This is a genomic window from Microcoleus sp. A006_D1 (assembly GCF_036702805.1).
In the GTDB taxonomy this organism is placed as follows: domain Bacteria; phylum Cyanobacteriota; class Cyanobacteriia; order Cyanobacteriales; family Microcoleaceae; genus Microcoleus.
This window is the reverse complement of sequence record NZ_JAUBVZ010000001.1, coordinates 319,678-345,578: the sequence shown is the minus strand read 5'-3', so window position 1 is coordinate 345,578 and position 25,901 is coordinate 319,678. Positions and strand designations below refer to the sequence as shown.

The window sequence follows — 25,901 nt, the reverse complement described above, 5'->3', positions numbered from 1 at the left end:
TTTCCCTTCTGACTTCTGACAACTGACAACTGACAACTGACAACTGACAACTAACAACTAACAACTGTCAACTGTCAACTGTCAACTGTCAACTGACTTCTTCAATCTTCCTTCATTTGACAACTTAATGTTTGGTCTAATCGGTCACTTAACCAGCTTAGAACACGCCCAATCAGTAGCTAACGAGCTGGGCTATCCAGAATATGCCGATCAAGGGCTCGATTTTTGGTGCAGCGCACCGCCCCAAATAGTTGATCATATCACTGTGACTAGCATCACCGGGCAGAAAATAGAAGGCCGCTATGTGGAGTCCTGTTTTCTGCCGGAAATGCTAGCGACTCGCCGGATTAAAGCAGCCACCCGCAAAATCTTGAACGCGATGGCGCACGCTCAAAAACACGGGATTAATATCACTGCTTTAGGCGGCTTTTCTTCGATCATTTTTGAAACCTTCAACTTGCAGCAAATTAAGCAAATTCGCAATCTCAAGTTGGAGTTTGAACGCTTCACCACTGGCAACACCCACACGGCTTACATCCTCTGCCGCCAAGTAGAAGAAGCAGCCCCCAAATTGGGGATTGAACTTTCAAAAGCTACTGTGGCTGTTTGTGGTGCTACAGGTGACATTGGCAGTGCTGTGTGTCGCTGGCTGAATGTGAAAACAAATGTAGCAGAATTGTTGCTGATTGCCCGCGACAAAGAACGATTGCAAGATTTGCAATCGGAATTGGGGCGAGGCAAAATCATGAATTTGGAAGAAGCCCTGCCCCAAGCCGATATTGTAGTCTGGGTAGCCAGTATGCCGAAGGGAGTAGAAATTGACCCCAAGACATTAAAGCAACCCTGTTTATTGATTGACGGTGGCTATCCGAAAAATCTGGCAACTCAGGTTCAGCACCCCGAAATTTACGTACTCAATGGCGGGATTGTGGAGCATTCCCTCGATATTGAGTGGAAGATTATGAAGATTGTGAATATGGATGTGCCGGGGCGGCAGTTGTTTGCCTGTTTTGCCGAATCAATGCTGCTGGAATTTGAAAAGTTGTACACCAATTTTTCTTGGGGAAGGAATCAAATTACTGTGGAAAAGATGGAGCAAATCGGTCATATTTCTGTCAAACACGGTTTCCGACCCTTATTAATGTCATTTTGATGCCAAAAGTCAACAGTTTAAATTTAAAACTTAAACTGTTGACTTTTGACTGTTGACTGTTATGGGAAGTTTTGAATCCGCCCAAAAACGGATGTCAAAGCTTCCGAGGGATTGAGTTCGATCGCAATTATGCCACTTTTTGCACTTCGGAGTTCAGCCCCAGGGTTCTAGTAGATTTCCGATGTGACAAAATTTGATATTATGCAAAATTTAAAACTAAAAAAATCTAATTACCCTGTTGTTCAGTAGACAAAGATTGCTGTGATTCGCTCTCCATTCTTGAAATGCACCTGCGCTGCATCTGCGGTTTCCCGACGATAGAGCCAAGATTTATGCAATCAGTCTAGTGTCAAGTGACAGGGTAGGATATCGAAACAGTCGATCGACCAAACCTTAAAACCCTATAGAAATTATCAGCGTGGCAAACCCCGACCGCAAACCACTACTCCTAGATTTTGAAAAGCCGCTGGCAGAACTCGAAACCCGAATTCACCAGATTCGCGAACTTGCCACCGAAAACAGCGTCGATGTCACCGACGAAATTCGCAAACTCGAAGCTCGCAGCGCCCAACTGCGACAAGAAATTTTCAGCAGCTTGTCCCCCATGCAGCGGCTGCAACTCGCCCGTCACCCGCGCCGCCCCAGCACCCTCGATTACATTCAGGCAATTACCGACGAGTGGATCGAGCTCCACGGCGATCGATGTGGCGGAGACGACCCGGCCCTCGTCGGCGGAATTGCCCGCATAGACGGGCGTCCCACAGTCATCATCGGCCACCAAAAAGGGCGCGACACCAAAGACAATATCGCCCGCAACTTCGGGATGGCGGCACCCGGTGGCTACCGCAAAGCCCTGCGGTTGATGGAACACGCCGATCGCTTCTCCATGCCAATTTTCACGTTTATCGACACTCCCGGAGCTTGGGCGGGCTTAGAAGCCGAACAGCTCGGACAAGGAGAGGCGATCGCCTGTAACCTCCGAGAAATGTTTCGCCTCGACGTGCCGATTATTTGCACCGTCATCGGCGAAGGAGGTTCCGGCGGCGCATTAGGTATCGGCGTCGGCGAGCGGCTGTTGATGCTAGAACATTCCGTGTATACCGTCGCCACCCCCGAAGCTTGTGCGGCCATCCTGTGGAAAGACTCGGGCAAAGCCAACTTAGCCGCCGAAGCGCTCAAAATTACTTCCTGGGATTTGAAAAACCTCGGAATTCTGGATCAGATAGTTCCCGAACCAGTTGGTGGCGCTCACTCGAATCCCCTGAAAGCTGCGGCTATGCTCAAACAAGCTTTGTTGGAAAACCTAGCAGAACTAAGTCAGCTCACTGGCCAGCAGCGCCGGCAACTCCGGTATCAAAAGTTTCGGGACATCGGTGTGTTCACTGAAATTGCTGCTTAAGTCGAGGAATTCATAGTTATGAGTTATAAACTTCAAACTCATAACTCGTAACTATGAATTCTGCGAATCTGTCAGCAGTGTTATAATTTCTCAGGTGACACCGGCTTAACAGTTCTTAATGTTTATCTCAGAATTAACTGTTATCACCCGCAGCCAACAGCTTGCTAATTTGCCGAAGCAGGCTGCAACGCTTTAAAGATTTGCCGATCGAAAGTATCAGGAAATTTAATGAACGATCGAACAACAAAGCAGGCTCTGATTACTGGAGCGAGCAGCGGTATTGGCAAAGCGACGGCTCTAGCGTTCGCTGCTGAAGGCATAAATCTAGCTTTAGTTAGCCGAGAGTCAGAAAACTTAGAAGCCGTTGCCATAGCAGCCAGAGAATTTGGAGTGAAAGCAGAAGCTTATCCCTTAGACTTGGCAAAAATTGAGCAAGTGCAAAGCGGCATCAGCGCGATCGCCTCTCAATTCGGGCCCGTAGATATCCTAGTCAACAGCGCTGGCATGGGCTACACAGGCTCCTTGACCGAAACATCCCTAACCGACTGGCAGAAAGTTCTAGACCTCAATCTTACCAGTGTGTGGCAGTGCATTCTAGGAATTTTGCCGGGAATGCGCGATCGGCGATCGGGAATCATCATCAACGTTTCCTCGATCGCAGGCAGCCAAACCTTCCCCAACTGGGGAGCCTACTGCGTCAGCAAATTCGGTCTGATGGCTTTGTCCAAGACTTTAGCAGCAGAAGAGCGAGCTGGCGGAATCCGCGTCACAGCAATCTGTCCAGGTTCTGTAAACACTCCCATGTGGGACACAGACACCGTGCAAGCCGACTTCGATCGCACCGCCATGTTAACCCCAGAAATCGTCGCCCAATCAATTCTGCACGCAATTCAGTTGCCAGCAAGTGCAGTAATTGAAGAAATCACGCTGATGTCCAACGCCGGAGTTTTGTGAACTTGAGATTGTAGACTGCTGGATTTTTCTCGAATTCAACAATCTTTGAATCTCTAGTTCTATCCCCAATCGAAAATCGAAAATCGAAAATAGATAGCTCTATCCCCAATCGAAAATAGATAGCTCTATCCCCAATCGAAAATCGAAAATCGAAAATCGAAAATCAATCGACCCTCACACCAACTTTTTATGACAATTGCATCTTCCAGCGGCTCCAATGGCTCGAACTCACTCTCGACTGACAGCATGAAACTGTTAGAAACCCCAGACAACAACGCCCCGCGCATCAGCACTCGACCCGATCGCAATTCCTCGAACGGTCACGAACCCAACGTACCGGGAACCTCAGAAGTAGGTCAGGAAGAAATGATGGAGGCCGTTCGGACAATGCTGCTGGGAGTAGGAGAAGACCCCGAACGCGAAGGATTGCTCAAAACCCCCAAGCGGGTAGCAGAAGCAATGCGGTTTCTCACCAGCGGCTACAGTCAATCCCTCGAAGAACTCCTCAACGGCGCTATCTTTGACGAAGGTCACAACGAAATGGTATTGGTGCGAGACATCAGCGTATTCAGTATGTGCGAACACCATATGCTGCCGTTTATGGGCCGAGTTCACATCGCTTACATTCCCAACCAAAAAGTAGTGGGATTGAGCAAATTAGCCAGAATTGCCGAGATGTACAGCCGCAGATTGCAAGTACAAGAACGTTTGACGCGCCAAATTGCCGAAGCAGTTCAAACAATATTGGAACCGCAGGGAGTGGCTGTAGTAATGGAAGCCAGCCATATGTGCATGACGATGCGGGGCGTGCAAAAACCCGGTGCTTGGACGGTGACGAGTGCCATGTTGGGCGTATTTCAGGAGGAACAGAAAACTCGCGAAGAATTCCTAAATTTGATCCGCCACCAACCAGCATTCTTTTAGTCAGTTGACAGTTGACAGTTGACAGTTGTCAGTTGTCAGTTGTCAGTTGTCAACGGTCATTGGGCTGTGGGCTGTGGGCTGTGGGCTCTGGGCTGATGATGACTTTTAACCGCCCAAAAACGGGTACAAGTCCCCGACACTCCATAAATGGAGCTCCCAAAATTTAAGAGTCTTGTTCAAGCCCCCAGATTCAAGGCTGCAAGTAAATCTAAAATCTAAAATCTAAAATCTAAAATCGACTGACGATCGACTGCTGAAGCTCATAAAATAGACGAGTGACTTATGGCTTGTGACTAAATGAATCCTATTAAATTCGGTACAGATGGCTGGCGCGGCATCATTGCTGACGATTTTACCTTCGATCGCGTAGCATTAGTAGCTCCCCTAGCAGCACAAGTTCTCGCACAAACTGGCGGCAACAATGCCAGCAGCGGTACTGTAATTGTCGGTTACGACCGCCGATTTCTGGCGGAAGAATTTGCCAAAAACGCGGCTGTTGCCGTCCAAAACGCCGGATTTGACGTGCTCTTGAGCGAATCCTACGCTCCAACTCCGGCATTTAGTTTAGCTGCCAAACAATTAAATGCTTTGGGTGCGATCGTCCTAACAGCCAGCCATAATCCCGGCGCATATTTAGGGTTAAAAGTCAAGGGCGGATTTGGTGGTTCAGTTTCGCCGGAAGTTACGCAACAGATAGAAGCAAAACTCGAAAATCCGGCGGCACTTGCAGCAAATCCCGGAAAATTGGAGAATTTCAATCCTTGGCCGGCTTACTGCCAAACCTTGCGGGAAATGGTAGATATTGAAGCGATAAAAGAGGCGATCGCATCCGGCAAAATTACAGTATTTGTAGATGTAATGCACGGCGCCGCAGCCGGCGGCCTAGCGCAAATATTAGAAGAAACAGTGCAAGAAGTCAACAGCGATCGCGATCCGCTGTTTGGTGGCGGTGCACCCGAACCTTTGCCGCGCTACCTGTCGCAGTTGTTTCGCGTGATGCGGACTCACCAGCGAAAAGCTTCCGGTTTGTCGATCGGATTTGTATTTGACGGAGATAGCGATCGAATAGCAGCCGTTGACTCTAGCGGAAACTTTCTCAGTTCGCAAATCCTAGTTCCCATATTAATCGAACACTTAGCAAAACGGCGCGGATTCACCGGAGAAGTCATCAAAACCGTCAGCGGTTCCGACATCATGCCCAAAATTGCCGAACTTTACGGCTTACCATTGTTTGAAACGCCGATCGGTTACAAGTATATAGCCGATCGAATGTTAACCACCCAAGTCTTAGTCGGCGGCGAAGAATCAGGAGGAATCGGCTACGGTACGCACATTCCCGAAAGAGACGCTTTACTGTCAGCGCTGTACTTGTTAGAAGCAGTCGTCAAATCCGGCGAAGACTTAAGCGAAATTTACAGCCGACTGCAAAAAGAAACCCAGTTTACCTCAGCCTACGACAGAATCGACTTGCACCTAGCAAACATGGAAGAAAGAGCGCGGTTGCTGTCACTGCTGCAAAACCAACCATTAACAGAAATCGCCGGCAAAGCAGTGGTAGACTGCAACAAAGTAGACGGATACAAATTCCGCTTAGCCGACGGAAGCTGGCTATTAATTCGGTTTAGCGGAACCGAACCAGTATTGCGGCTATATTCAGAAGCAGCGACATTGAAAGAAGTTATGCAAAACTTAAACTGGGCGAAAGCTTGGGCGCAGAGTTGAGAAGAGTTTGCAACCGCAGATAAACGCAGATTAACGCCGATTGATTGATCTTAAACCTCTCTTTCTCTGCGTTCTCTGCGGCCTCTGCGGTTGCAAAAAAATTGATTCACAAATAAAATGCCATCAATTGCGAACTCTCTCTTCTCTTCTTCTCTCTTCCTTCGCGACAAGAGCGCTTACGCGCCGCTTCGCGTACTGCGTCTTCGCGGTTCGTTAAAAATCCATCGGTAAATTTTAATGGAAATAATGACAAATAATCAATTGCTCGTTGTAGCTACGGGTAATCCGGGTAAACTTAAGGAAATGCAGCTTTATCTTCAGGATTTGGGGTGGGAATTGCGGCTGAAACCGGAAGAGTTGGAAATTGAGGAAACTGGGGAAACGTTTATTGCTAATGCTTGCTTGAAAGCTTCTGAAATTGCCAAAGCAACTGGCCAATGGTCGATCGCCGATGATTCTGGTTTAATGGTAGATGCACTCGATGGTCAACCGGGGATTTACTCGGCGCGCTACGGCAAAACCGATGCTGACAGGATATCTCGACTTCTCAAAGAATTGGGAAGTGAACAAAACCGGGAAGCACAATTTGTTTGCGCGATCGCGATCGCCCGTCCCGACGGTACAATTGCCCTGCAAGTAGAAGGAATTTGCCGGGGAGAAATTCTCGACACTCCTCGCGGTATCGGAGGTTTCGGGTATGACCCGATTTTCTACGTGCGGGCACAGCAACAGACTTTTGCAGAAATGACGCCTGATATTAAGCGATCGCACTCCCACCGCGGCCTAGCATTCCAAGCTTTGTTACCACAAATGGCGAATATTGTCAACCCCAACTGAGGCAAAAAGCAAAAACACGGGGTTACTGTGGCATTGGATATTGACACGCTCGGTATCAGAACTAAACAGGAAAGAGGTTATTCGTTGGCAGTTACCAATGACCAATGACCACCCTTCGGCTACGCTCAGGGCAAGATGACCAATGCCCAATGCCCAATGCCCAATGCCCAATGCCCAATGCCCAATGCCCCAGTAATCTTAGATTGCTTCCTGGTTCTTTTCCCCAGTCCGAATCCGGATAATTTGTTCTATGGTCGAGATGAAAATCTTGCCGTCGCCAATCTCGCCCGTGCGGGAAGCAGCGATAATTTTATCAACCACCATGTCAACCTGATCGTTTTCCACAACAATCTCGACCTTGAGCTTTTGCAAGAACTCAACGGTGTACTCAGAACCGCGATAGCGTTCAGTCATGCCCTTTTGACGGCCAAAACCTCTAACTTCCGAAACAGTCATCCCCACAATGCCAGCATTGACGAGTGCGATTTTCACTTCGTCAAGTTTAAACGGGCGAATAATAGCTTCAACCTTTTTCAAGTTTTTCACTCCTAACACTTACTACCTTCGATATATTACTTAATCGGTGTGACCTTTTAATATCACTGCCAAGAGTAACTCTTTTGTAAAATATACTACCGTATGTGGTTGTCGGGTAGAGATGTACGCCAAGTTTTAACAATATTCTCGGATTTTCCAGCGGGGGCAAAGGCTCCGGTCGATCGCGCTAGAGTGAAGAAGAGGGTAGCCTCGCGCACCGATCTGCTAAAACAGAAAAAGAACGCAGGAGACAGGATTTTTTCCCGGTTTCCGCGAAGCACTCCTTGAGATTTGCACGTATTGCTGAAAACTATAATTGCCACAGGCGGTCAGTTAAACTATTCCTATGCACCCAGCTAGCCCTCCCCCTGACCGCAGCGGGCTTGATGCCCTACTGAGAAATCGCCCCTTCCTCGCCTTGTGGACTGGCCAGTTGTTGGCCCAAGTGGCGGATAAGATATTTTACGTATTGTTGATTATTCTGCTGAAAACAGGCGACTACCGACCCTGGCCAGGTTCTCTACAGCATTCGGAAAATTCGATGCTGTCAGCGGTGATGATCGCCTACACGCTACCGGCGATCGTCTTTGGTTCGGCGGCCGGTATCGTGGTAGACCGCTTTTCCAAAAAGCAAATGCTCATCGCCTGCAACGTGATTCGAGCGGTGTTGATTGTAGCTTTGCCGTTTTTGCCCAAAACTTTTGCCGTGTTGTTGGCGATCACGTTTTTGGTCTCTACCATAACGCAATTTTTTGCTCCAGCAGAGGCGGCGGCAGTCCCTTTGGCTGTGGGGCGAGAGGGACTGATGTCGGCAAATGCGCTGTTTGCATCGTCCACAATGGGCGGGATTATTGTCGGGATGACGATCGGCGAACCGATATTTACTTGGATCAAACACAGCTACGGGCAAGCGTCTCAAGAGTTTTTCCTTGGCGGGTTGTACCTGGTTTCAGCGGGTTTGCTCTATGCCATGCACATCAAAGAAAATCGCGGCGGTAGCAGCGGCAAAAACATCCATCCTTGGCAAGATTTCAAAGAAAGTTTGCGCTATTTGAAGCACAACCGCCTCGTCAGCAACGCGATGGTGCAGTTGACGATTTTGTATTCGGTGTTTGCTGCGCTGCAAGTTCTGGCGATCGCACTTTCAGGCAAAATAGGTCTCAAAGAAACTCAATTTGGGTTTTTGCTGGCTGCTGCGGGAGTCGGAATGGTCTTCGGCGCGGCCTTTTTGGGCCACTGGGGCGATCGAATGCACAACAAACCTTTGCCATTAATAGGTTTCGTGATGATGGGTTTTGTGTTGGGAATGTTTGCCTTTGTCAGACAGCTTTGGCTGGGATTCGGATTGAGTGCTCTGTTCGGTTTTGGCGCTTCTTTAATTAACGGCCCGATGCAAGCTCTGATTCAAGAGAAAACTCCCGAATCTATGCGGGGCAAAGTCTTTGGCTTGGAAAACAATGCGATTAATATTGCTCTCAGCTTGCCTTTAGCATTGACTGGGCCGCTTACGGATGCTGTCAGCAAAGCCGTGGGCTCCGATGACCTCGGCTTGCGGATCGTGCTGCTGAGTTTGGGTTTTTTAGTTCCGGTGATGGGCCTGGCAGCTTGGAAACATACTCGCAAAGTCTTGCAGGATGTTCTCTGACTTTGGGAAGAAGGAAGAATGCAGACGGAAGGAAGAAGGAAGAAGAAGGAAAAGGGCTTTCTTTTCGCGATCGATCTCTAACATAGCAATCCCCCTAATGGTGAGGACGTTGTTAATCGCTGAAACGATTGTTTTTGTGGTCGAATGCCGCATGACGAATGCTATACAAGCGTCATATAGCGGTAAACCGGCATAGAGGCCGTGATTTCCTCTGTTTCTTTTCTTCCTCTGCTGTTCCACAATGTCTCGATCGGGCGAACCCTCTGTGATCGCGAAATATTTTGTAAAATCTCACCACTTAAATTTTCATAGTTTCATTAATTAAGATTAAAGTAGTATAAAAGCTTTCATTAAAAATCATAATTAGTTTGAGGAAGGAAATTCTGTGCAACTAAAAACTAAAGTGACCATCAGACGTGCAACGGGTGGATTTGCTTTGATTGACAGCTTGATCCGCCACGGCGTCAAGCATATTTTTGGTTATCCCGGCGGCGCAATTCTGCCGCTTTACGACGAACTCTACCGCGCTGAAGAAACCGGCGCCATCAAACACATTCTAGTGCGGCACGAACAAGGCGCTGCTCACGCGGCCGACGGGTACGCCCGCGCTACCGGACAAGTTGGGGTTTGTTTCGCGACTTCCGGGCCCGGCGCAACTAATTTGGTGACGGGGATTGCGACGGCGCACATGGATTCGATCCCGATGGTAATTATTACCGGTCAAGTGCCCCGTCCGGCGATCGGCACTGATGCGTTCCAGGAAACTGATATTTACGGCATTACCCTGCCAATTGTCAAGCATTCCTATGTAGTCCGCGATCCGAGAGATATGGCGCGAATTGTCGCTGAGGCTTTCCACATCGCGAGTACGGGGCGGCCGGGCCCTGTGTTGGTTGATGTGCCCAAGGATGTCGGTTTAGAAGAGTTTGAGTATCTGCCGGTGGAACCCGGATCTGTGAGAATTCCGGGCTATAGGCCAACGGTGAAGGGAAATCCTCGGCAGATTAATCAAGCGATTCATTTGCTGAAGGAAGCGAAGCGTCCTTTGCTGTATGTGGGCGGTGGGGCGATCGCAGCCGGAGCCCACGAGGAAATTAAGGAACTCGCCGAGATGTTCCAATTGCCTGTCACCACAACGCTGATGGGCAAAGGTGCTTTTGATGAAAACCATCCTTTGTCGGTGAAAATGCTGGGGATGCACGGCACTGCTTATGCTAACTTTGCCGTTACTGAGTGCGATTTGCTGATTGCTGTGGGAGCTCGGTTTGACGATCGGGTGACGGGCAAACTAGACGAGTTTGCCGCGCGGGCGAAGGTGATTCACATCGATATCGATCCGGCGGAAGTGGGCAAAAATCGCGGCCCCGATGTGCCGATTGTCGGAGATGTCCGCCAAGTTTTGATTGATATGCTGCGCCGCTGTCGGGAAACTGGAGTTTCGCCGCATCCTGGACAAACTGGGGAATGGCTGCACAGGATCGATCGCTGGAAACAGGACTATCCGTTAGTTGTACCCCACTACCCAGAGATTTTGTCTCCGCAGCAGGTGATTTCGGAGTTGGGTACTCAAGCGCCGGATGCTTACTACACAACGGATGTGGGTCAACATCAAATGTGGTCAGCTCAATTCTTGAACAACGGGCCGCGCCGCTGGATTTCGAGCGCTGGTTTGGGCACGATGGGTTTTGGGTTGCCGGCGGCGATGGGCGCGAAAATGGCGCTACCCAACGAGCAGGTAATTTGTATTGCTGGCGACGCTAGCATCCAAATGAATATTCAAGAGCTCGGAACATTAGCACAATACGGCATTAATGTCAAGATTGTGATTGTAAATAATGGCTGGCAGGGCATGGTGCGGCAGTGGCAGCAGGCTTTCTACGGCGAGCGTTATTCGTCGTCGAATATGACTGTGGGGATGCCGGATTTTGTGATGCTGGCTGAGGCCTACGGCGTGAAGGGGATGCTGGTTTCGCGGCCGGATGAGTTGGAAGGGGCGATCGCTCAAATGCTCGCTCACAACGGCCCTGTGCTGATGAACGTGAAGGTGACGAGGGACGAAAACTGCTATCCGATGGTAGTTCCGGGCAAGAGTAACGCTCAAATGGTTGGTTTGCCGGAACGCAGTAAGTTGGAATCTGCGGAGTTGATTTATTGTCCGAGTTGCGGCGCGAAGAATGTTTCGAGCAATAAGTTTTGTCCTGAGTGCGGGACAAAAGTTTAAGTAGGGACACGGCAATGCCGTGTCCGGCAGGGGTTTAAACCCCTGCCGGTTTTTCGGGTAGTCTGGTTCCCAGGCAAAGCGCCTGGGAACCGATATCCAGAGGCTCTGCCTCGGCTGGTAAAAGGTCGGCAGAGCCTCCGGATCTGCGTTACCAGGCGCTTTGCCTGGTAACGAGTAAAACCTGGTTTCTTTCTATAGATACAGCTTAGATATGCCTTATGAAATAGAGTTTACAACCGAATCTTTACAAGACCTAAAACTTCTCAGACCAACCGATCGCAGCAAGGTAATCGATGCAATTGAAACCCATCTCCTACACAATCCCACCCAAGAAAGCAAAAGCAGAATTAAACGCTTGCGGGAGATGGATAAACCGCAATATCGCCTGAGAGTTGATGAAATTCGCATTTACTATGACATTCATGAGGATTTTGTAGAAATTATCGCAATTGTTCCTAAATCACAAGCGGCTGAATGGCTGTTACGTGAAGGACAAACTACTGAACCAACGGAGGAATAGATCATGAAAACAGTCTCTTTAACCGACTTACAAACCGATGTCTCAAAATACCTCGAACTTGCAGAAGCAGAAGACATTATCATATTGAGAGAAGGAAAAGCGATCGGTGTATTGCGGGGTTTTTCTGATGAAGATGATGCCTTTGATTACGATTTAGAAAATCATCCCCTATTTAAAGAAAGAGTTAGGAAGTCTCGCCAGCAATTTCGAGAAGGAAAAGGCATTAGCCTCAATGATGTCAAAGCTCAACTCCTCAAAGATAATCTACTCTAAAAAGGAGCAACTACTTTGACAGCAACAATTATAGAAGTCGGCACCTTAATCACCCGCGATTCACAACTTCGTGGTGGCATCCCTATTATCGCAGGCACAGCTACATCCGTGCGACGAATTGCGGCGTTGTACAAACAAGGCAATAATGCTGAGGAGATAGCCAAAGATTTAGATCATCTTAGCTTAGCTCAAGTTTATGCTGCACTTTCTTATTATCACGCAAATCAAGCCGAAATAGAAGCAGATTTAGCGGCAGAACAAGCAGAATATGAGAGTTTGGCAAAATCAAATAGCCCAAACAACTGCCAATGATAATAAACTGATGCTATAATTAAGTTAGAAGTTTTAACCTCAGATTAAAATATATGCCAACTTTAACTGATATTGGCACTCTGATAATTTCCACACCAGAAACCTGTGGAAATCGCCCCCGCATCGCAGGAACTAGAATCACCGTTCAACGAATCGCCGTTTGGTACAAAATGGGGATGAGTCCAGAAGAAATTATTGCGGAAATTTCTCACTTAAATTTAGCACAAGTTCATGGAGCACTCGCTTACTACTACGCAAATCAAGAGCAGATAAATGCTGATATTGCGACAGAAGAAGCTGATTACGATCGCTTCGCGAGTGAATGCAAAGAGGAGAGTTAATTTTGAGCCAAATTCGTTTATATTTAGATGAGGATATTCTCGAACGCTCCTTAATCAAAGCGCTCCGAAATGCAGGGATTGATGTATCTACTACTGCTGAAGCGAATAATCTCAGTTGCACCGATGAAGAACAATTAATCTGGGCAACATCACAAGGGCGAGTTATCTATACTTTGAATGTGGGAGACTTCTGTTATTTGCATAAAAATTACATGGAAGAAGGAAGGAATCATTCAGGAATTGTGATGGGAAAACAAAGTTATTCGATAGGGGAACAATTGCGAGGTTTTTTGAAGTTAATTTCTCTCAAAACAGCAGAAGAGATGATCTGTCAACAGCAGTTCTTGGTAAATTATCTAGATAAATGAATCTTTATTTGGGAATAGATTTCGGCACTACGGGCGCTCGATCGACAATTATCGACTCCCAGGGTACAATCCATTGCGAGACAGAATACACTTTTGCCGACGCACAACAGCCGGAATTGCCCTCGGTGTGGCAAAATGCGCTGTGGGCTGTAATTGAGCAAATCCCCGCAACCATCCGCAATCAGGTAAGCGCGATCGCCCTTGACGGCACATCCTCCACAGTCATGTTGTGCGATACTGACGGTATACCGGTATGCGAACCCATTTTATACAACGATGCGCGCGGTGCAGCCGTTACACAGACATTGCGGGCGATCGCACCAGCCAACCACACAGTATTAAGCGCTACATCCAGTCTAGCCAAACTCCTGTGGTGGCAAGACTTTCGAGGGTTTACCAGCCCGCTGTATTTCCTGCATCAAGCTGATTGGCTGGCGTTTTTGCTGCACGGAAAATTAGGAATTAGCGACTATCACAATGCTTTGAAACTCGGTTTCGATGTTGATACTTTGTGCTATCCCGATTGGCTAATCCAAGGAATTGCCGGCCCTGTAACGCCTAAATTGCCGCAAGTTGTCGCACCGGGCACGCCTGTGGGGAAGGTTAGAGTCGAATTGGGCGATCGCTTCGGATTTCCCCGCCATTGTACAGTTTATGCTGGTACAACCGATAGCATTGCAGCATTTCTAGCCAGCGGTGTCAATTCACCAGGAGAAGCAGTAACTTCTCTCGGTTCTACATTAGCCGTGAAACTGTTAAGTCATACCCGCGTAGATGATTCGAGATACGGGATTTACAGTCACAAATTAGGCGATTTGTGGTTAGTTGGAGGCGCTTCTAATACCGGAGGTGCGGTGCTGCGACACTTTTTTACGGATGCTGAGTTACATAATTATAGCACACAAATTGATCCAGAGCAAGAGAGTTTGCTGGATTATTACCCATTATTGAAAAAGGGCGATCGTTTTCCAATTAACGACCCGAATTTGCCGCCTCGACTCGAACCGCGTCCCACTGATTCAGCGGAATTTCTGCACGGTTTGCTAGAAAGCATCGCGCGGATTGAAGCGCGGGGATATCAATTATTGCAGGAGTTGGGTGCGACTCCTTTGACAAAGGTTTATACTGCTGGCGGTGGTGCAAGAAATGCAGTTTGGAGTGCGATTCGTCATCGTTATTTGAAAGTGCCTGTGGTGACTCCCGTTCAGACTGCGGCTGCCTATGGAAGCGCGTTATTGGCGAAGCAGGGAAGTCAATCAATTTTAGATATTAGATTTTAGAATTGAAGAAAGCGACCTGACGAATCGATGCGGAATATTGTAACCTGGATACGGTTTACTTGAGGCTTTTTGATGAATTTCTTAAGTCAACCATAAGGCGGTAGGGGCGGGTTAAGCTCAGAATTTATGAAATAATCGACTGTTGTATCAAGGCAAAACCCGCCCTATAGGAGTAAACCGTATTGCATTGTAACCTAGATACTTTTAGTTAGGTTGAAAGGTGGTAAATTAGGAGTGCGATCGCTCTTGAGTAAAACTAAAATGAGAGGCAGCAAACATTCTGATATATTGTGTTAAGTTGTTATCCCTAAAAATCAAGGACAATGGCAAAGCTACCTGATGACATCCTGAACACAATTTTCACATTGCAGCGACGGCTAGTGGAAATCCTCAACGAAACAACTGCCACAGAATATATATTCATGCAGCAGTTTGGCGAGACAGAAGCGACACTCCCCGAACTAGAATCTCTGGATAATATTAAGGAAAGGTTGAGAACATCTTACAATCGTTTGTACAGGCTTTTGCAGCAGGTGACAGAATCTCAACCCGCTGCGACGGCAGATACGTTAAACTTTCTGTATGGAACGATAGAAGACGGAGAGGCCATTGTCGATGCCTCAGCAGCAAGCATTCAAGAAATCAAAATGGATTGGAACTTACGATGAATCAACAACCTAGAATCCCCGATGCTGAAACCAGAAAGCGACACGTTGAAAATATCCGTGAAGTCTGCCGACAGCTTGACGCTTTTAATTTGAAGTTAGATGAAGCGATTGCCATATTTGAAGCTGACAACCGCCGCCAGCGTCGAGAACGTTTGGCGGGTAAATACAGGCGTGTGGAATCTCAGGTAGTCGAATAAGATATGAGATGTTGCATCATTCATTCTTAATAAGTCTTTTATGAATAGGCAAGATGCTTATTCCACAAAGAGTAAATTTTATTGTGGAACAGGCATCTTGCCTGTTAAGCGTCTTTTATGAACAGGCAAGATGCCTGTTCCACAAAGAGTGAATTTTATTGTGGAACAGGCATCTTGCCTGTTATTGGCTGTTTAGTAATGGTTCAAATTGCCGACTCCGATCGCAGATTTTCAATACGGATTTGATATATGCTAATTTTCCCGCACCATCCATACTAGAAATCCCAATATCTTATCTACAGGAGGTAGCGGATAGTCGGTAAGATCGATCGTCACTATTTGCCCTTCCAGCTTGAGAAACCGCCAAGCTGTGCCGCTGGAAACGCTGCCATAGATGGCTGAAATCGATCGCCCTTTCGCTTCATTAAACCTCTGGGCTGCCACCATTTCAGCAATACACTGCCCTAAACCTACTTTCAAATCTCCTTTTTTAGCTTCCACCATTACAATTACCGGGGCCTCAACGTCTAATTGTTCCGGGGAACGGCTGATGATAAAATCGCAAACTCCTGTCAGTCCAACAGTCACATCAACATTGAATTCCTCACCCGAAAACACGCTGATTTGTTGGTTGAGAATCCTCCGAACTTCCAGCAAAACAGGGTTGATAATCGCTTCAGAACGGGCTTTTTCGGTGCTAGTGGCGATCGCCCAAGGCAAATTTGTCTCCAGCATTGTCTGCAAGGCTGTTGCGGGTGCGATCGGCTCGATTTCCGGCAAAAATCTGATTCCTTCCACTACTGTGAGATTGAAGGCTTCTTTAACCTTGCCGATGGTCGTAAATTGACTGTAAGACATAAGAGTTTATGTTTTGATTTCTGCTTTTTACTTAGATGCAGACGGCGGTTGAAACCGCGTCTACACAAACGATGTCCGCCTCCGCGGACTGAAGATTTAACCGCCCATTCTTCAACCCGCGGAGGCGGGTTTTGCCTGTATCGACGCGGTTTCAACCGCCGGATTTTCTATCACACTCGCTGCAACTTCGCCGTTCTCGGATCGATGATTTTGCGGCCCAAACCAGTAAACTTAATTGCCAGATTCGTTTTATCGCCCACTCCCAAAACATGGGTAATTTCTCCGACTCCAAAAGCATGATGAAAAACCCGTTCGCCCGTTTTCCAATCCGTCGATTGTGGATGATTTCCCTGTGGAGAAGTCTCAGAATTAGCTACTGAATTACTTATTTTTCCCGCAGTTTTACCAGTTTTAGTTTTCTTCGTAGTTCCAGCCAACAAATGTGTCGGTAACTCGCCCAAGAATAGCGAAGGCGTGCAGTGTTCGCGGTATCCTCCCCAGAGACGGCGTTCGCGAGTGTGGGTGAGAAATAGCAATTCCTGGGCGCGAGTGATGCCAACGTAGCACAAACGGCGTTCTTCTTCGATCGCCCTTGGGTCATCCAAGCTGCGGAAATTGGGAAATAAACCCTGTTCCATTCCGACTAGAAAGACTACGGGAAATTCTAACCCTTTCGCTGAGTGCAGCGTCATCAGCGACACGCGGGAATCATCTTCTTTCAAGTCATCTAAATCGGATGCTAAGGATGCTTTTGCTAAAAATGATGTTAGCGTCGGTTCTTCGTTTTGTTCTTCAAATTGGATCACCGCGTTGTACAATTCTCGAACGTTGGCGATGCGATTTTCGGCTTCCTCGGTTCCTTGGTTTTTCAAATCGTCAATGTAACCAGAATCTTCGATAATTCCTTGGACAATTTGCGACGCGGGCAGGGTTTCAACTTGCGATTGCCAACGACCAATCATTTCGGCAAACTTAATTATAGCTTTTACCGATCGCCCTGCGAGAGTATTTACAGAAGACTCATCGCTGAGAATTTCCCACAACGGAATCCCCAATTGAGTTGCAGCGTCTTCGATTTTACCAAATGTGGTGTCGCCAATGCCGCGGCGGGGAGTATTGATGATCCGTTTGAGGCTGACGCTATCGTCGGGATTGGCAAGCATCCGCAGGTATGCTAAGATGTCTTTGATTTCTTTGCGATCGTAAAACTTCAGGCCGCCGACAATATTGTAGGGAATATCCAAGTACATTAACGCTTCTTCAAAGGATCGAGATTGAGCATTAGTGCGGTAGAGAATCGCAAAGTTACTGCCGTGTTCGTATTCGGAATTTTGGCGCTTCAACGACTGAATTTGACCAGCTACAAATTGCGCTTCATCTATTTCGTTGTCAGCGCGCCACACCACAACCGGAGCTCCGGGTTCGCGAGTCGGGCGCAGAACTTTCTCGATGCGTTCGGTATTGTGTTCGATCAAGTGGTTGGCGAGTTCGAGGATGTTTTCGCGCGATCGATAATTCTCCTCTAATTTGACCATCGTCTGAGTTTTTTCGTCCGACAAACCATCGCCAAAATCCTCTTGAAATTCCAGCAATATGGTATAATCAGCCATCCGAAAACTGTAAATAGATTGATCGACATCGCCCACCACAAAAATTGAGCGATTTTGCCATTTATCAAACTCTTTCGGGTCGGCGTTATTTGTAACTAACATCCGAATCAAATCATATTGAGTGCGGTTAGTATCTTGGTATTCATCAACTAAAATATGGCAAAACTTTTTATGCCAATAATTTAACACTTGCTCATTTTGGGATAAGAGTTTAACCGGAACTAGAATTAAATCGTCAAAATCTAAGCCGTTGTTGGCTGCTAAAGCATCTTGGTAGCGGCTGTAAACATCGGCAATGACGCGCCCTCTATAATCCGGTTCTGCGGCGAGGAATTCTTGAGGAGACCAACCTTTATTTTTAGCATTGCTGATGACATAGCGGACTTTGCGCGGATCGAATTTCTTGTCATCTAGGTTGAGGACTTTGGTGACAATTTGTTTGACAAGAGTTTGAGCATCTGACTCGTCAAAAATCGAAAAATTCTTCTTCCACTGGCGGCCGTTTTCGTCTTGATATTTCTCAATGTCATAGCGGAGAATGCGGCCGCACAGAGAGTGAAATGTTCCCATCCAAATCTGTTTGGTAATTCTTTGGTAAATTTGCGATCGCAATTTCGTCTGTATTTCCGGCGCTAAATCTGCCAAAGGTTTACCATATTCCGCTTCAGCTTGCTGAGTTGCCAGCAATTTTTCAATTCTTTCTTTCATCTCCCTAGCGGCTTTATTGGTAAAAGTCACCGCCAGAATATTTTCGGGATCGACTCGGTTGGTGCGAACTAAGTTAGCTACGCGGTAAGTTAGAGCTCGCGTTTTCCCGGAACCAGCCCCCGCTACTACTAACATTGGCCCGTTGTAATGGACGACTGCTTGGCGCTGGGATGGGTTGAGGTGGCTGAGGTGATCGGTAGTTTGAGTCATAGTTGGAATGTTAGTTGTTGGATTTTTTTAAGGGAGAAATAATACTTGGTATGTGATAAGCAGAAGGAAGAAGGAAGAAGGAAGAAGGAAGAAGGAAGAAGAGATACACAGCAAGCCTTTGAGCGATTCGTATTTTACGTTTGATTAGATGGATTCACTTACTCCGAGTTTGTTTAAGGTAAGGCGCGATCGCCCTACAATATAATATCATGAAGATCCGACGGCGGTTGAAACCGCGCCTTGTCAAACGATGTCCGCCATAAGACGGCGGTTGAAACCGCCAGAAAGTCAAACGATGTCCGCCTCCGCGGACTGAAGAAAACAATATAATTTTCAACGCCTATTCTTCAACCCGCGGAGGCGGGTTTTGTATGTATAGCCGCGGTTTCAACCGCCGGGTATTCTAACGTTTAAATAGTTGTTTTATCCAAATTGCTGCTAATATTCCCAAGCCGATCCAAATCGCAACAATTACGACAGCAGCAGCCCGATTTATCGGTTTTCCTCGCTCTATTTCTGCGGCTGCTTTTTCCCGACACTTGGCTAAAACTTCTGGCGGAATCATCTTTAGTACCAGCCAAATTCCTAATGGTACAATTATTAAATCGTCTAAGTAGCCGAGAATTGGGATGAAGTCGGGAATTAGGTCGATCGGGCTAAAAGCATATGCAACCGTAACACCCGCTAAAACTCTCGCATACCAAGGTACTCTCTGGTCTATACTGGCTAAATAAACAGCGTAAGTTTCTTTTTTGAGTTGGCGCGCAAGTTGTTTTAAGGATTGCATAAGTAGGTGGGTACAAATAAACATTAAATGGGGAGAGGGCGGGTTTTGCCTGAATCAACTGGCTGGTATCATAGATTATGAGCTAAACCCGCCCCTACAAGATACTATTGTTTTTTTTTCAATGACCTACTTATCAGGACTAAGGACTAATGACTAATGATTTTTTTAGTTGCTAAAAACGTAACAGGCTGGATATTTAGCAATTCCAGTGCCAAGGTAAAGTATAGCATCTGTTTTATGTGAGGAGAATCGAGTTTATGAATTCAAATTTGCAACGGGGTACTATAATCAATTTCCGTAGTCTGCTAACAGCGTTATGTTTAACGTTAACTCTCGTGAGTTTTGTAAGATTAGATCCGGCGGTGGCTCAGGAACAGCGAATCAGAACGCTAACGGTTACTGGGCGAGGTGTTGAAGCGATTCCGACAACTCAAACTCTCGTCCGTTTGGGGGTGGAAGTGCAGGGGAAAACGGCGGCCGAGGTGCAGCAGGAAGCGGCGAGACGATCGTCCGCTGTGGTAGAGTTGTTGCGATCGCGCCAAGTAGAAAAACTCGAAACTACCGGCATCAACCTCAACCCGAATTACAGCTACGAAAACAACCAACAGCGCTTAACAGGGTATACTGCTACGAATACCGTCAGTTTTCGCATCAATACTCAATCTGCCGGCACTTTGCTCGATGATGCGGTGAGGGCCGGAGCAACCCGAATTCAAGGTGTGAGCTTTGTAGCCGCCGAAAGTGCGATCGAACAAGCTCAAAAACAAGCACTCAAAAAAGCAACTCAAGACGCTCAATCGCAAGCAGATGCAGTCCTGAGCGCGCTCAACCTCAAGCGGGGAGATATTCTCGGAATTCAAGTCAACGGTGCGATCGCGCCGCCTCCTATGTACCGGCAGGTAGAGGCTCGCAGTGCTAGTTTTGCTACAACGCCGGTGGTGGGAGGGGAACAGCAGGTAGATGCTTCTGTGACTTTGCAAATTAGCTATTGATTGCGAAAATAATTAGGACGCTGCTCAGAGCAACGTCCCACAAAGTTTTTTTTCTTGTGGGACGTTGCTCTGAGCAGCGTGCTAAAATTTGATTAAAAGGACTTTTCAAATCTTGTCTAATATTAAAATTAAATAGGAAGTTCGATCGCAAATTCAGTACCTTTCCCCGCCATCGACTTGCAGAACAATTCACCGCCGTGCTTATCCGTCACAATCTGCTTAGCAATCGACAATCCCAGCCCAGTGCCTTTACCCACCGCTTTTGTAGTAAACAGAGGTTCAAACAAATGTTGTTGAATCTCCTCCGTCATTCCCAACCCGTTATCGTCAATTCGGACGATCGCACTTTCGCGCAAAACTTCCGTGCTAATGGTAATATTCAGAGGACGTTGGTCTTTTTCCCAAGCCTCTTCCACAGCATCGATCGCATTTGCCAACAAATTCATAAAAACTTGGTTCATCGGGCCAGGATAGCATTTAATTAGGGGCAATTGACCGTAGTTTTGGATAACTTCAATGGCGGGGCGAGACCCTTGATCCTTCAGTCGATGTTTTAACAGCAACAATGTACTATCCAAAGTCTCGTGCAGATCGATCGCACTCGCAGTATCTCCATCCGAACGAGCAAAATTACGTAGCGATAGCGAAATATCTTTAATGCGTTCAGTGCCTATTTGCATTGAATCCAAGAGGTGAGAAAAATCCTCGATCACAAACTCCAAATCCATCTCATCCATCTTGCTAACGATATCTGATGGAGGTGCAGGATAATGTTTTTGATAGAGTCGAAGAACTTCTGTAATGTCAGCCAAATATTCCTTTGCAGGTGCAATGTTGCTGACCATAAAACTCAGCGGGTTGTTAATTTCATGGGCGACTCCAGCAACGAGTTGTCCCAGGGCGGATAGTTTTTCTTGCTGCACTACTTGGACTTGGGCTTGTTGTAAAGCGCAGGTGCGTTGTGTAACTTGCTGTTCCAGATTGTCCGTTAACTGTTTGAGCCGCCAGTGAATGTTAACTCTAGCAATTACTTCGTCTTGTTCAAAGGGTTTGGTGATGTAATCCACTGCACCTAATGACAAGCCTTTCATCTTACTTTCGGCATCTGCTAAGGCGGTCATAAAAATGACTGGAATTGCCGTTGTCGCGGGGTTGGCTTTGAGCTGACGACAGGTTTCAAAGCCATCGATTCCCGGCATTTGCACGTCTAGTAATATGAGTTCTGGGAAAGGGATTTTTGTAGAATCTATCGCACATTTTTCTAGCATCTCAATCGCTGATTCGCCGTCTACTGCCACTCGCACTTTGTAGCCTGCTGTTTTTAAGGCTTGCGACAGCACGGCTAAATTTGTGGCACTGTCATCTACTATTAAAATAAATTTTTTTTCTGGTTCATTCATGCTATTTTCTCCTTATACTTGTGATAAATATTCTGCAATCAATGCCCGCAGCTCTTTTACCTGAAATTTTTCTGCCAAAACGACTATTTTATTCGCGAAAACCGCGTGTTCTGGATTGGCTGTTTGCATCTCTTCCGCCATCTCAATTATCGCGTCCAAATCGCCAGATTGAGCTTGTTCATCTAATAACTGCAAAATCTCGATCGCCGGAATCTGCATTTCGTTTGGCATCGCATCTTGGGCTTTTTTACCCGCAGTTACTGTCTCGTCATACACCCACTCCAGTTGCAAATATTTTTGAAGTAAGCCGAGCAATACATCTGCTTGCACTGGTTTTGGCAAAAAATCATTTCCACCTGCATCCAAGCTCTTTTGGCGATCGATCTCAAACACGCTTGCAGACGACACTAACACGATCGCATCTCGCAGTTGAGGATGACCGCGGATTTGGCGCAAAAACTCAAATCCGTCCATCACCGGCATAGCTAAATCGGTGAGGATTAAATCGGGTTTAGTGGCTAAAGCGCGCTCCATTCCTTCTTTCCCGTCTGCCGCTTCAATCATCTCAAAGCCTAATGGTTCCAGCAAGTTTACCAGCACAGCCCTATTTTCCCACCTGTCATCCACCACCAAAATTTTGCGTTTTTCGCCCAAGTAGCTGAGCACAGTCCCCTGTTCGACGATTCTCGAACTCTCAGCCCAATCTTTGGCCTCCGGGAGTGCCACTTCAAAGGAAAAAATACTGCCAATTCCTGCACGACTGTCGATCGCAATTTCACTCTGCATCAAGCCTACAATCTTTTGACTGATCGCAAGTCCCAATCCAGTACCTTCCGATTGTTTTTTCAGATCACCTACTTGCTCAAAAGGCAGAAAGATTTTCTTAACTTGTGCTGGTGTCATTCCCGGGCCTGTATCTTCGACTCTAAAGCTAATTTTGTATATTTTTTGATTTAAATTTAACTGAGAACTTGAATTAGAAAACTCAGCATCTTTAATTACATCTACATGAAAAATTACTCCGCCTTTTTCCGTAAACTTAACCGCATTTCCCAACAAATTCAGCAGGACTTGGCGCAAACGTTTTTCGTCGCCGCAAACCCCAGTCGGGAGTTGCGAATCAATCTGTAAATCAAAAGAAATTGCCTTTTCCTGGGCGCGAATCATGCAGATTTCGGCAACACCTTGGATGAATGACGGTAGGTGAAAAGCAGTGGGATGCAGTTCGAGTTTTCGGGCTTCAATTTTCGACAAATCCAATACATCATTAATCAGCGTTAGCAAATGCGAACCGCACTGATAAATAATATCAACGCCGCCGCGCCCTTTTTGCGTCATCGGTTCGCTGCGCTGGAGAATTTGCGCGTAGCCTAAAATGCCGTTGAGGGGAGTTCGCAATTCGTGGCTCATGTTAGCCAAAAAGTCGCTTTTGGCGCGGTTGGCACCGTCTGCCATTTCTTTTGCTATTTTGAGTTCTACGGTGCGTTCTTCGACGCGCTGTTCGAGTTCGGCGTTGGTATTTTCTAGGGCTTTAAAAGAGTCGCGCAGTTGCTGCGCCATGTCGTTGAAGGATTCCGAAAGCACACCTAATTCATTCTTCCCGGAGACTTCCACTGTGCGATCGAATTTCCCGGATGCGAGATCCTGTGATGCTTTGCTCAAAAGTGCGATCGGCTCAGTAATCAAGCGGGAAGTGTAAAAACCAACAACCGTCGCCACAACTAAAGCACCGATACAAAATAGAATCGTGGTGCGAGTATTGGCATTAATTTGCCCCATAAAATCCGATTCAGGAACAGCCACGACTACCAACCAATCCAATCCCCACTCGTCTTTCCAGGGTAAAACTTGCACAAACTGGCGTTCTTGATTCAGCAAGAAATCAAGCTGTTGAGTATCTTTTATTTTGTCGAAGTCGCCGAAATGCTTGACTAAATATTGAGATGTCGAGCGGATCAGCACATCGCTACTTTCTGATGCGTTTAACCGTTTAGGTTGCCCCTCAATTAGTTTAAATGGTTCCTCGGTGCTGGAACTCGCAACCATTAGCCCGCTGCGTTCCACAATAAATGTTCTGGCAGATTTACTAACTTTCAGTTGACGCAAGAAATCGCTAATTTGGGAAAGACGCTGGTCGATGCCGATGATACCAATCAATTGATTCTTCTTATCATAAATCGGCTTATTTGCCGAAACAGCCAGAGGAAACGGCGTGATTTCCCACTGGTATACAACCCATGTCTGTTTTCTAGCTTTAACCGTGTTTGAGTACCACAGTTCTTTCTCAAATTCGTAATTTTTGTATATATCAATAAGCGTAGTTTTGTTGCCCTGACTATCTGTATTGTAGATGTAATGATTTCGATTGCCGTGTTGCTTTGGATTACTGATGCCAGAAACAATATTTTTATCTAATACATATCCAGCACCCGCAAACTCACCTCCTGGAGCGCCAAAGCTTATGAAGCCGACATTAAACAATTGCATCTGTTTCCAGAAGAAACGAGCCATATTATCTAAATCTTTGGGATCGAGCAATCCCACGTCGAAGGCATCGGCATTAACTTGAGCAAGGTGGCGCGCTGTGTCGAGTTGGCTGTCTAAGTGCTGATCAATGCGACTGCTGACTTCAGTACGCAATTGAGATGCTAAGTCATTGACTGCTTTTTGTCCGTTACGAAAAGATAAGTAGCCAACAATGCCCACGGCACCGATGATTTGTAGCACGAAGGGGACAATCAAAACGGTTCGCAGCGGCGCATTACCAATCAGTTTCTTGAGGATTGAAGGCTGGGATGATGACATATGGCAACTCTCTATTACAGCCAGGCGGATATTATTTTCGATCGACTACACTTAGCCTAGCTTTTTTTTAAAGAGAGATTTATTGGGCGATCGCCCTTATTTGAGAATCACCTAATTTGTGGTTATGTATCGATATTAACCCAAAAATGGTTTAAGCCAATATTTTGCCCTGTGAATTTAATAACTCGCCCGCACAGCCGCACTTCTATAAATTTCTTTAAGTTCCTCGGAGAAACGGGGTTGATTAGGTAAGCGCGTTTTTGAGGTGTTGTGCGCGCTGTCCTGCTAAATAAATATCAGGGGATTCTCGTAGGGTTTTTGCCGAATTGATACTTAATTGTGGGCTGCGAATACTTAAGTACATAGACTCAGATAAGTGCGATGAGAGTTGTTTGGGCGATCGCATATTTAAATTACCATAAAAGAGAGAATGCGTGCAGATTACCTCCTCTTTTTGAGCGTCGCACTTAGGGATTAGGACATCTGAGTTTCAAAAATTCTGATTTTATCCAACCTTTGTACGGACTTGCTCTCAATCTTGTCGTCAAATACCAGACATTTCCTTCGCTATCTTTGCGGCTGAGTGGAGATACGACACTACTTTTATTTTGGTCGTCATTAGCGACAATCACTAAATTTCCTACCGATACTGTGCCGACAACGCTAAAAATGCTTCCTGCACCAGACCTGATATTAACTTGTGAGCCAATATCTTCACCGACAATATCGGCAACGCAGCTTTTATCTGTGATAGATTGAGCGCTCGCACTCTTGGGAGTGAAGATAGCAAGAGTGGCGATTTCTACAAGCATGAAAGCGCAAATTTTTAATCGAACTTTCGTCATAATGCGCCTTTTTCCCGAGTTTTAGCAGTTATCAATTGTTGATACAAAACTGGGCTTTTTTCCCTCAAAGACTGTTGCAATTGCTTAAATTCTGCTTCACCTTCTTCTAAGTACGCATCCACGATTTCTCGGTTGGCAAGATAAAAGACGATCGCACCATAAACCTGTTCTAGCGAAAGTAGCGGAAAATTTTGGGCAATGCTTTCGGGGGCTTCTCCATTCAAGAATGAATAAACGACTGAATCGAGAGAAATCCGAGTTCCTTCAATCCAATACCCTTCGTTGCGTTGTTCGATATACTGCTTTATTGGGGTGATGGCGAGTGTCATAAGGCT

Annotated in this window: 25 protein-coding genes; 17 read left to right on the top strand and 8 right to left on the bottom strand. The window is 46.6% G+C overall.

Annotated elements, in window-relative coordinates; all coding sequences use genetic code 11:
* The first annotated feature begins 127 nt into the window (after positions 1-127).
* From QUB68_RS01405 to rdgB, 6 genes are all read left to right on the top strand, one after another.
* Positions 128-1,153, top strand: a complete 1,026-nt coding sequence (locus QUB68_RS01405; RefSeq protein ID WP_332988678.1) for a long-chain acyl-[acyl-carrier-protein] reductase — start codon at positions 128-130, stop codon at positions 1,151-1,153.
* A 418-nt stretch (positions 1,154-1,571) separates the two neighbouring features.
* Positions 1,572-2,552, top strand: a complete 981-nt coding sequence (gene accA, locus QUB68_RS01400; protein WP_332988676.1) for an acetyl-CoA carboxylase carboxyl transferase subunit alpha — start codon at positions 1,572-1,574, stop codon at positions 2,550-2,552.
* Between the two features lie 228 nt (positions 2,553-2,780).
* The gene (locus QUB68_RS01395; protein ID WP_332988674.1) at positions 2,781-3,506 is read left to right on the top strand and encodes an SDR family oxidoreductase; all 726 of its coding nucleotides are present in this window, start codon (positions 2,781-2,783) and stop codon (positions 3,504-3,506) included.
* 189 nt (positions 3,507-3,695) lie between these two features.
* A complete protein-coding gene (gene folE, locus QUB68_RS01390) occupies positions 3,696-4,430 on the top strand; it encodes a GTP cyclohydrolase I FolE (RefSeq protein ID WP_332988672.1) in 735 nt (244 codons plus the stop codon).
* A gap of 297 nt (positions 4,431-4,727) precedes the next feature.
* A complete protein-coding gene (locus QUB68_RS01385; protein WP_332988670.1) occupies positions 4,728-6,152 on the top strand; it encodes a phosphoglucomutase/phosphomannomutase family protein in 1,425 nt (474 codons plus the stop codon).
* 246 nt (positions 6,153-6,398) lie between these two features.
* A complete protein-coding gene (gene rdgB / locus QUB68_RS01380; protein ID WP_332988668.1) occupies positions 6,399-6,989 on the top strand; it encodes an RdgB/HAM1 family non-canonical purine NTP pyrophosphatase in 591 nt (196 codons plus the stop codon).
* 198 nt (positions 6,990-7,187) lie between these two features.
* On the opposite strand, the gene QUB68_RS01375 is transcribed toward rdgB, so the two are convergent.
* Positions 7,188-7,526 carry a P-II family nitrogen regulator gene (locus tag QUB68_RS01375; protein WP_332988666.1) on the bottom strand — a complete coding sequence of 113 codons (339 nt, stop codon included), beginning with the start codon at positions 7,524-7,526 and terminating at the stop codon, positions 7,188-7,190.
* 346 nt (positions 7,527-7,872) lie between these two features.
* Between QUB68_RS01375 and QUB68_RS01370 the strand changes: the two genes are divergently transcribed.
* The 10 genes from QUB68_RS01370 (at position 7,873) to QUB68_RS01325 (ending at position 15,351) form a co-directional block, all read left to right on the top strand.
* The gene (locus QUB68_RS01370; RefSeq protein WP_332988665.1) at positions 7,873-9,171 is read left to right on the top strand and encodes an MFS transporter; all 1,299 of its coding nucleotides are present in this window, start codon (positions 7,873-7,875) and stop codon (positions 9,169-9,171) included.
* A 385-nt stretch (positions 9,172-9,556) separates the two neighbouring features.
* The gene (ilvB, locus tag QUB68_RS01365; RefSeq protein ID WP_332988664.1) at positions 9,557-11,392 is read left to right on the top strand and encodes a biosynthetic-type acetolactate synthase large subunit; all 1,836 of its coding nucleotides are present in this window, start codon (positions 9,557-9,559) and stop codon (positions 11,390-11,392) included.
* A gap of 211 nt (positions 11,393-11,603) precedes the next feature.
* Positions 11,604-11,912, top strand: coding sequence for a type II toxin-antitoxin system RelE family toxin (locus QUB68_RS01360; protein WP_332988663.1), 309 nt, complete (start codon positions 11,604-11,606; stop codon positions 11,910-11,912).
* A 3-nt stretch (positions 11,913-11,915) separates the two neighbouring features.
* Positions 11,916-12,185 carry a type II toxin-antitoxin system Phd/YefM family antitoxin gene (locus QUB68_RS01355; RefSeq protein WP_332988661.1) on the top strand — a complete coding sequence of 90 codons (270 nt, stop codon included), beginning with the start codon at positions 11,916-11,918 and terminating at the stop codon, positions 12,183-12,185.
* Positions 12,186-12,200: 15 nt separating this feature from the next.
* Entirely contained in the window at positions 12,201-12,497 is a 297-nt protein-coding gene (locus QUB68_RS01350) for a DUF433 domain-containing protein (protein WP_332988659.1), read from the top strand.
* 53 nt (positions 12,498-12,550) lie between these two features.
* Positions 12,551-12,838: a DUF433 domain-containing protein gene (locus QUB68_RS01345; RefSeq protein ID WP_332988657.1), complete on the top strand. Its 288-nt coding sequence runs from the start codon at positions 12,551-12,553 to the stop codon at positions 12,836-12,838.
* A 2-nt stretch (positions 12,839-12,840) separates the two neighbouring features.
* Positions 12,841-13,206 carry a DUF5615 family PIN-like protein gene (locus QUB68_RS01340; RefSeq protein ID WP_332988655.1) on the top strand — a complete coding sequence of 122 codons (366 nt, stop codon included), beginning with the start codon at positions 12,841-12,843 and terminating at the stop codon, positions 13,204-13,206.
* The gene (locus tag QUB68_RS01335) at positions 13,203-14,486 is read left to right on the top strand and encodes an FGGY-family carbohydrate kinase (protein ID WP_332988653.1); all 1,284 of its coding nucleotides are present in this window, start codon (positions 13,203-13,205) and stop codon (positions 14,484-14,486) included. Before QUB68_RS01340 ends, QUB68_RS01335 begins: the two co-directional genes overlap by 4 nt.
* Before the next feature lie 323 nt (positions 14,487-14,809).
* Positions 14,810-15,154: a hypothetical protein gene (locus QUB68_RS01330; protein ID WP_293182162.1), complete on the top strand. Its 345-nt coding sequence runs from the start codon at positions 14,810-14,812 to the stop codon at positions 15,152-15,154.
* Positions 15,151-15,351, top strand: coding sequence for a hypothetical protein (locus QUB68_RS01325; RefSeq protein ID WP_293182164.1), 201 nt, complete (start codon positions 15,151-15,153; stop codon positions 15,349-15,351). Before QUB68_RS01330 ends, QUB68_RS01325 begins: the two co-directional genes overlap by 4 nt.
* Before the next feature lie 252 nt (positions 15,352-15,603).
* Here the strand turns inward: QUB68_RS01325 and QUB68_RS01320 are convergent, their stop codons facing one another.
* The 3 genes from QUB68_RS01320 to QUB68_RS01310 all read right to left on the bottom strand — a co-directional run bounded on the left by QUB68_RS01320 (position 15,604) and on the right by QUB68_RS01310 (position 19,524).
* Positions 15,604-16,209, bottom strand: coding sequence for a hypothetical protein (locus QUB68_RS01320; RefSeq protein WP_332988651.1), 606 nt, complete (start codon positions 16,207-16,209; stop codon positions 15,604-15,606).
* A gap of 170 nt (positions 16,210-16,379) precedes the next feature.
* Positions 16,380-18,737: a DNA helicase PcrA gene (gene pcrA, locus QUB68_RS01315; RefSeq protein WP_332988649.1), complete on the bottom strand. Its 2,358-nt coding sequence runs from the start codon at positions 18,735-18,737 to the stop codon at positions 16,380-16,382.
* 403 nt (positions 18,738-19,140) lie between these two features.
* On the bottom strand, positions 19,141-19,524 hold the full coding sequence (locus QUB68_RS01310) for a YkvA family protein (protein ID WP_332988647.1): 384 nt from the start codon (positions 19,522-19,524) through the stop codon (positions 19,141-19,143).
* Positions 19,525-19,781: 257 nt separating this feature from the next.
* On the opposite strand from QUB68_RS01310, the gene QUB68_RS01305 reads away from it, so the two are divergent.
* A complete protein-coding gene (locus tag QUB68_RS01305) occupies positions 19,782-20,516 on the top strand; it encodes an SIMPL domain-containing protein (RefSeq protein ID WP_332988645.1) in 735 nt (244 codons plus the stop codon).
* Positions 20,517-20,644: 128 nt separating this feature from the next.
* On the opposite strand, the gene QUB68_RS01300 is transcribed toward QUB68_RS01305, so the two are convergent.
* The 4 genes from QUB68_RS01300 to QUB68_RS01285 all read right to left on the bottom strand — a co-directional run bounded on the left by QUB68_RS01300 (position 20,645) and on the right by QUB68_RS01285 (position 25,895).
* Positions 20,645-21,916 (bottom strand): hybrid sensor histidine kinase/response regulator, encoded by a 1,272-nt coding sequence (locus QUB68_RS01300; protein WP_332988642.1) that lies wholly within the window; start codon positions 21,914-21,916, stop codon positions 20,645-20,647.
* A 12-nt stretch (positions 21,917-21,928) separates the two neighbouring features.
* The gene (locus QUB68_RS01295; RefSeq protein ID WP_332988640.1) at positions 21,929-24,721 is read right to left on the bottom strand and encodes a hybrid sensor histidine kinase/response regulator; all 2,793 of its coding nucleotides are present in this window, start codon (positions 24,719-24,721) and stop codon (positions 21,929-21,931) included.
* Positions 24,722-25,188: 467 nt separating this feature from the next.
* Positions 25,189-25,566 (bottom strand): SH3 domain-containing protein, encoded by a 378-nt coding sequence (locus tag QUB68_RS01290; protein WP_332988639.1) that lies wholly within the window; start codon positions 25,564-25,566, stop codon positions 25,189-25,191.
* On the bottom strand, positions 25,563-25,895 hold the full coding sequence (locus QUB68_RS01285) for a DUF433 domain-containing protein (protein WP_332988637.1): 333 nt from the start codon (positions 25,893-25,895) through the stop codon (positions 25,563-25,565). The genes QUB68_RS01290 and QUB68_RS01285 overlap by 4 nt, the downstream gene beginning before the upstream one ends.
* Between the last annotated feature and the right edge of the window lie 6 nt (positions 25,896-25,901).

What these genes read in the sequence shown, in the direction of transcription:
- QUB68_RS01285 (WP_332988637.1), bottom strand. Translation starts at nt 25,895, where the DNA reads ATGACACTCGCCATCACCCCAATAAAGCAGTATATCGAACAACGCAAC.
- QUB68_RS01300 (WP_332988642.1), bottom strand. Translation starts at nt 21,916, where the DNA reads ATGAATGAACCAGAAAAAAAATTTATTTTAATAGTAGATGACAGTGCC.
- QUB68_RS01360 (WP_332988663.1), top strand. Translation starts at nt 11,604, where the DNA reads ATGCCTTATGAAATAGAGTTTACAACCGAATCTTTACAAGACCTAAAA.
- QUB68_RS01345 (WP_332988657.1), top strand. Translation starts at nt 12,551, where the DNA reads ATGCCAACTTTAACTGATATTGGCACTCTGATAATTTCCACACCAGAA.
- pcrA (WP_332988649.1), bottom strand. Translation starts at nt 18,737, where the DNA reads ATGACTCAAACTACCGATCACCTCAGCCACCTCAACCCATCCCAGCGC.
- QUB68_RS01355 (WP_332988661.1), top strand. Translation starts at nt 11,916, where the DNA reads ATGAAAACAGTCTCTTTAACCGACTTACAAACCGATGTCTCAAAATAC.
- QUB68_RS01335 (WP_332988653.1), top strand. Translation starts at nt 13,203, where the DNA reads ATGAATCTTTATTTGGGAATAGATTTCGGCACTACGGGCGCTCGATCG.
- QUB68_RS01305 (WP_332988645.1), top strand. Translation starts at nt 19,782, where the DNA reads ATGAATTCAAATTTGCAACGGGGTACTATAATCAATTTCCGTAGTCTG.
- QUB68_RS01310 (WP_332988647.1), bottom strand. Translation starts at nt 19,524, where the DNA reads ATGCAATCCTTAAAACAACTTGCGCGCCAACTCAAAAAAGAAACTTAC.
- QUB68_RS01385 (WP_332988670.1), top strand. Translation starts at nt 4,728, where the DNA reads ATGAATCCTATTAAATTCGGTACAGATGGCTGGCGCGGCATCATTGCT.
- QUB68_RS01395 (WP_332988674.1), top strand. Translation starts at nt 2,781, where the DNA reads ATGAACGATCGAACAACAAAGCAGGCTCTGATTACTGGAGCGAGCAGC.
- QUB68_RS01370 (WP_332988665.1), top strand. Translation starts at nt 7,873, where the DNA reads ATGCACCCAGCTAGCCCTCCCCCTGACCGCAGCGGGCTTGATGCCCTA.
- QUB68_RS01330 (WP_293182162.1), top strand. Translation starts at nt 14,810, where the DNA reads ATGGCAAAGCTACCTGATGACATCCTGAACACAATTTTCACATTGCAG.
- rdgB (WP_332988668.1), top strand. Translation starts at nt 6,399, where the DNA reads ATGACAAATAATCAATTGCTCGTTGTAGCTACGGGTAATCCGGGTAAA.
- QUB68_RS01325 (WP_293182164.1), top strand. Translation starts at nt 15,151, where the DNA reads ATGAATCAACAACCTAGAATCCCCGATGCTGAAACCAGAAAGCGACAC.
- QUB68_RS01290 (WP_332988639.1), bottom strand. Translation starts at nt 25,566, where the DNA reads ATGACGAAAGTTCGATTAAAAATTTGCGCTTTCATGCTTGTAGAAATC.
- QUB68_RS01405 (WP_332988678.1), top strand. Translation starts at nt 128, where the DNA reads ATGTTTGGTCTAATCGGTCACTTAACCAGCTTAGAACACGCCCAATCA.
- folE (WP_332988672.1), top strand. Translation starts at nt 3,696, where the DNA reads ATGACAATTGCATCTTCCAGCGGCTCCAATGGCTCGAACTCACTCTCG.
- QUB68_RS01320 (WP_332988651.1), bottom strand. Translation starts at nt 16,209, where the DNA reads ATGTCTTACAGTCAATTTACGACCATCGGCAAGGTTAAAGAAGCCTTC.
- QUB68_RS01295 (WP_332988640.1), bottom strand. Translation starts at nt 24,721, where the DNA reads ATGTCATCATCCCAGCCTTCAATCCTCAAGAAACTGATTGGTAATGCG.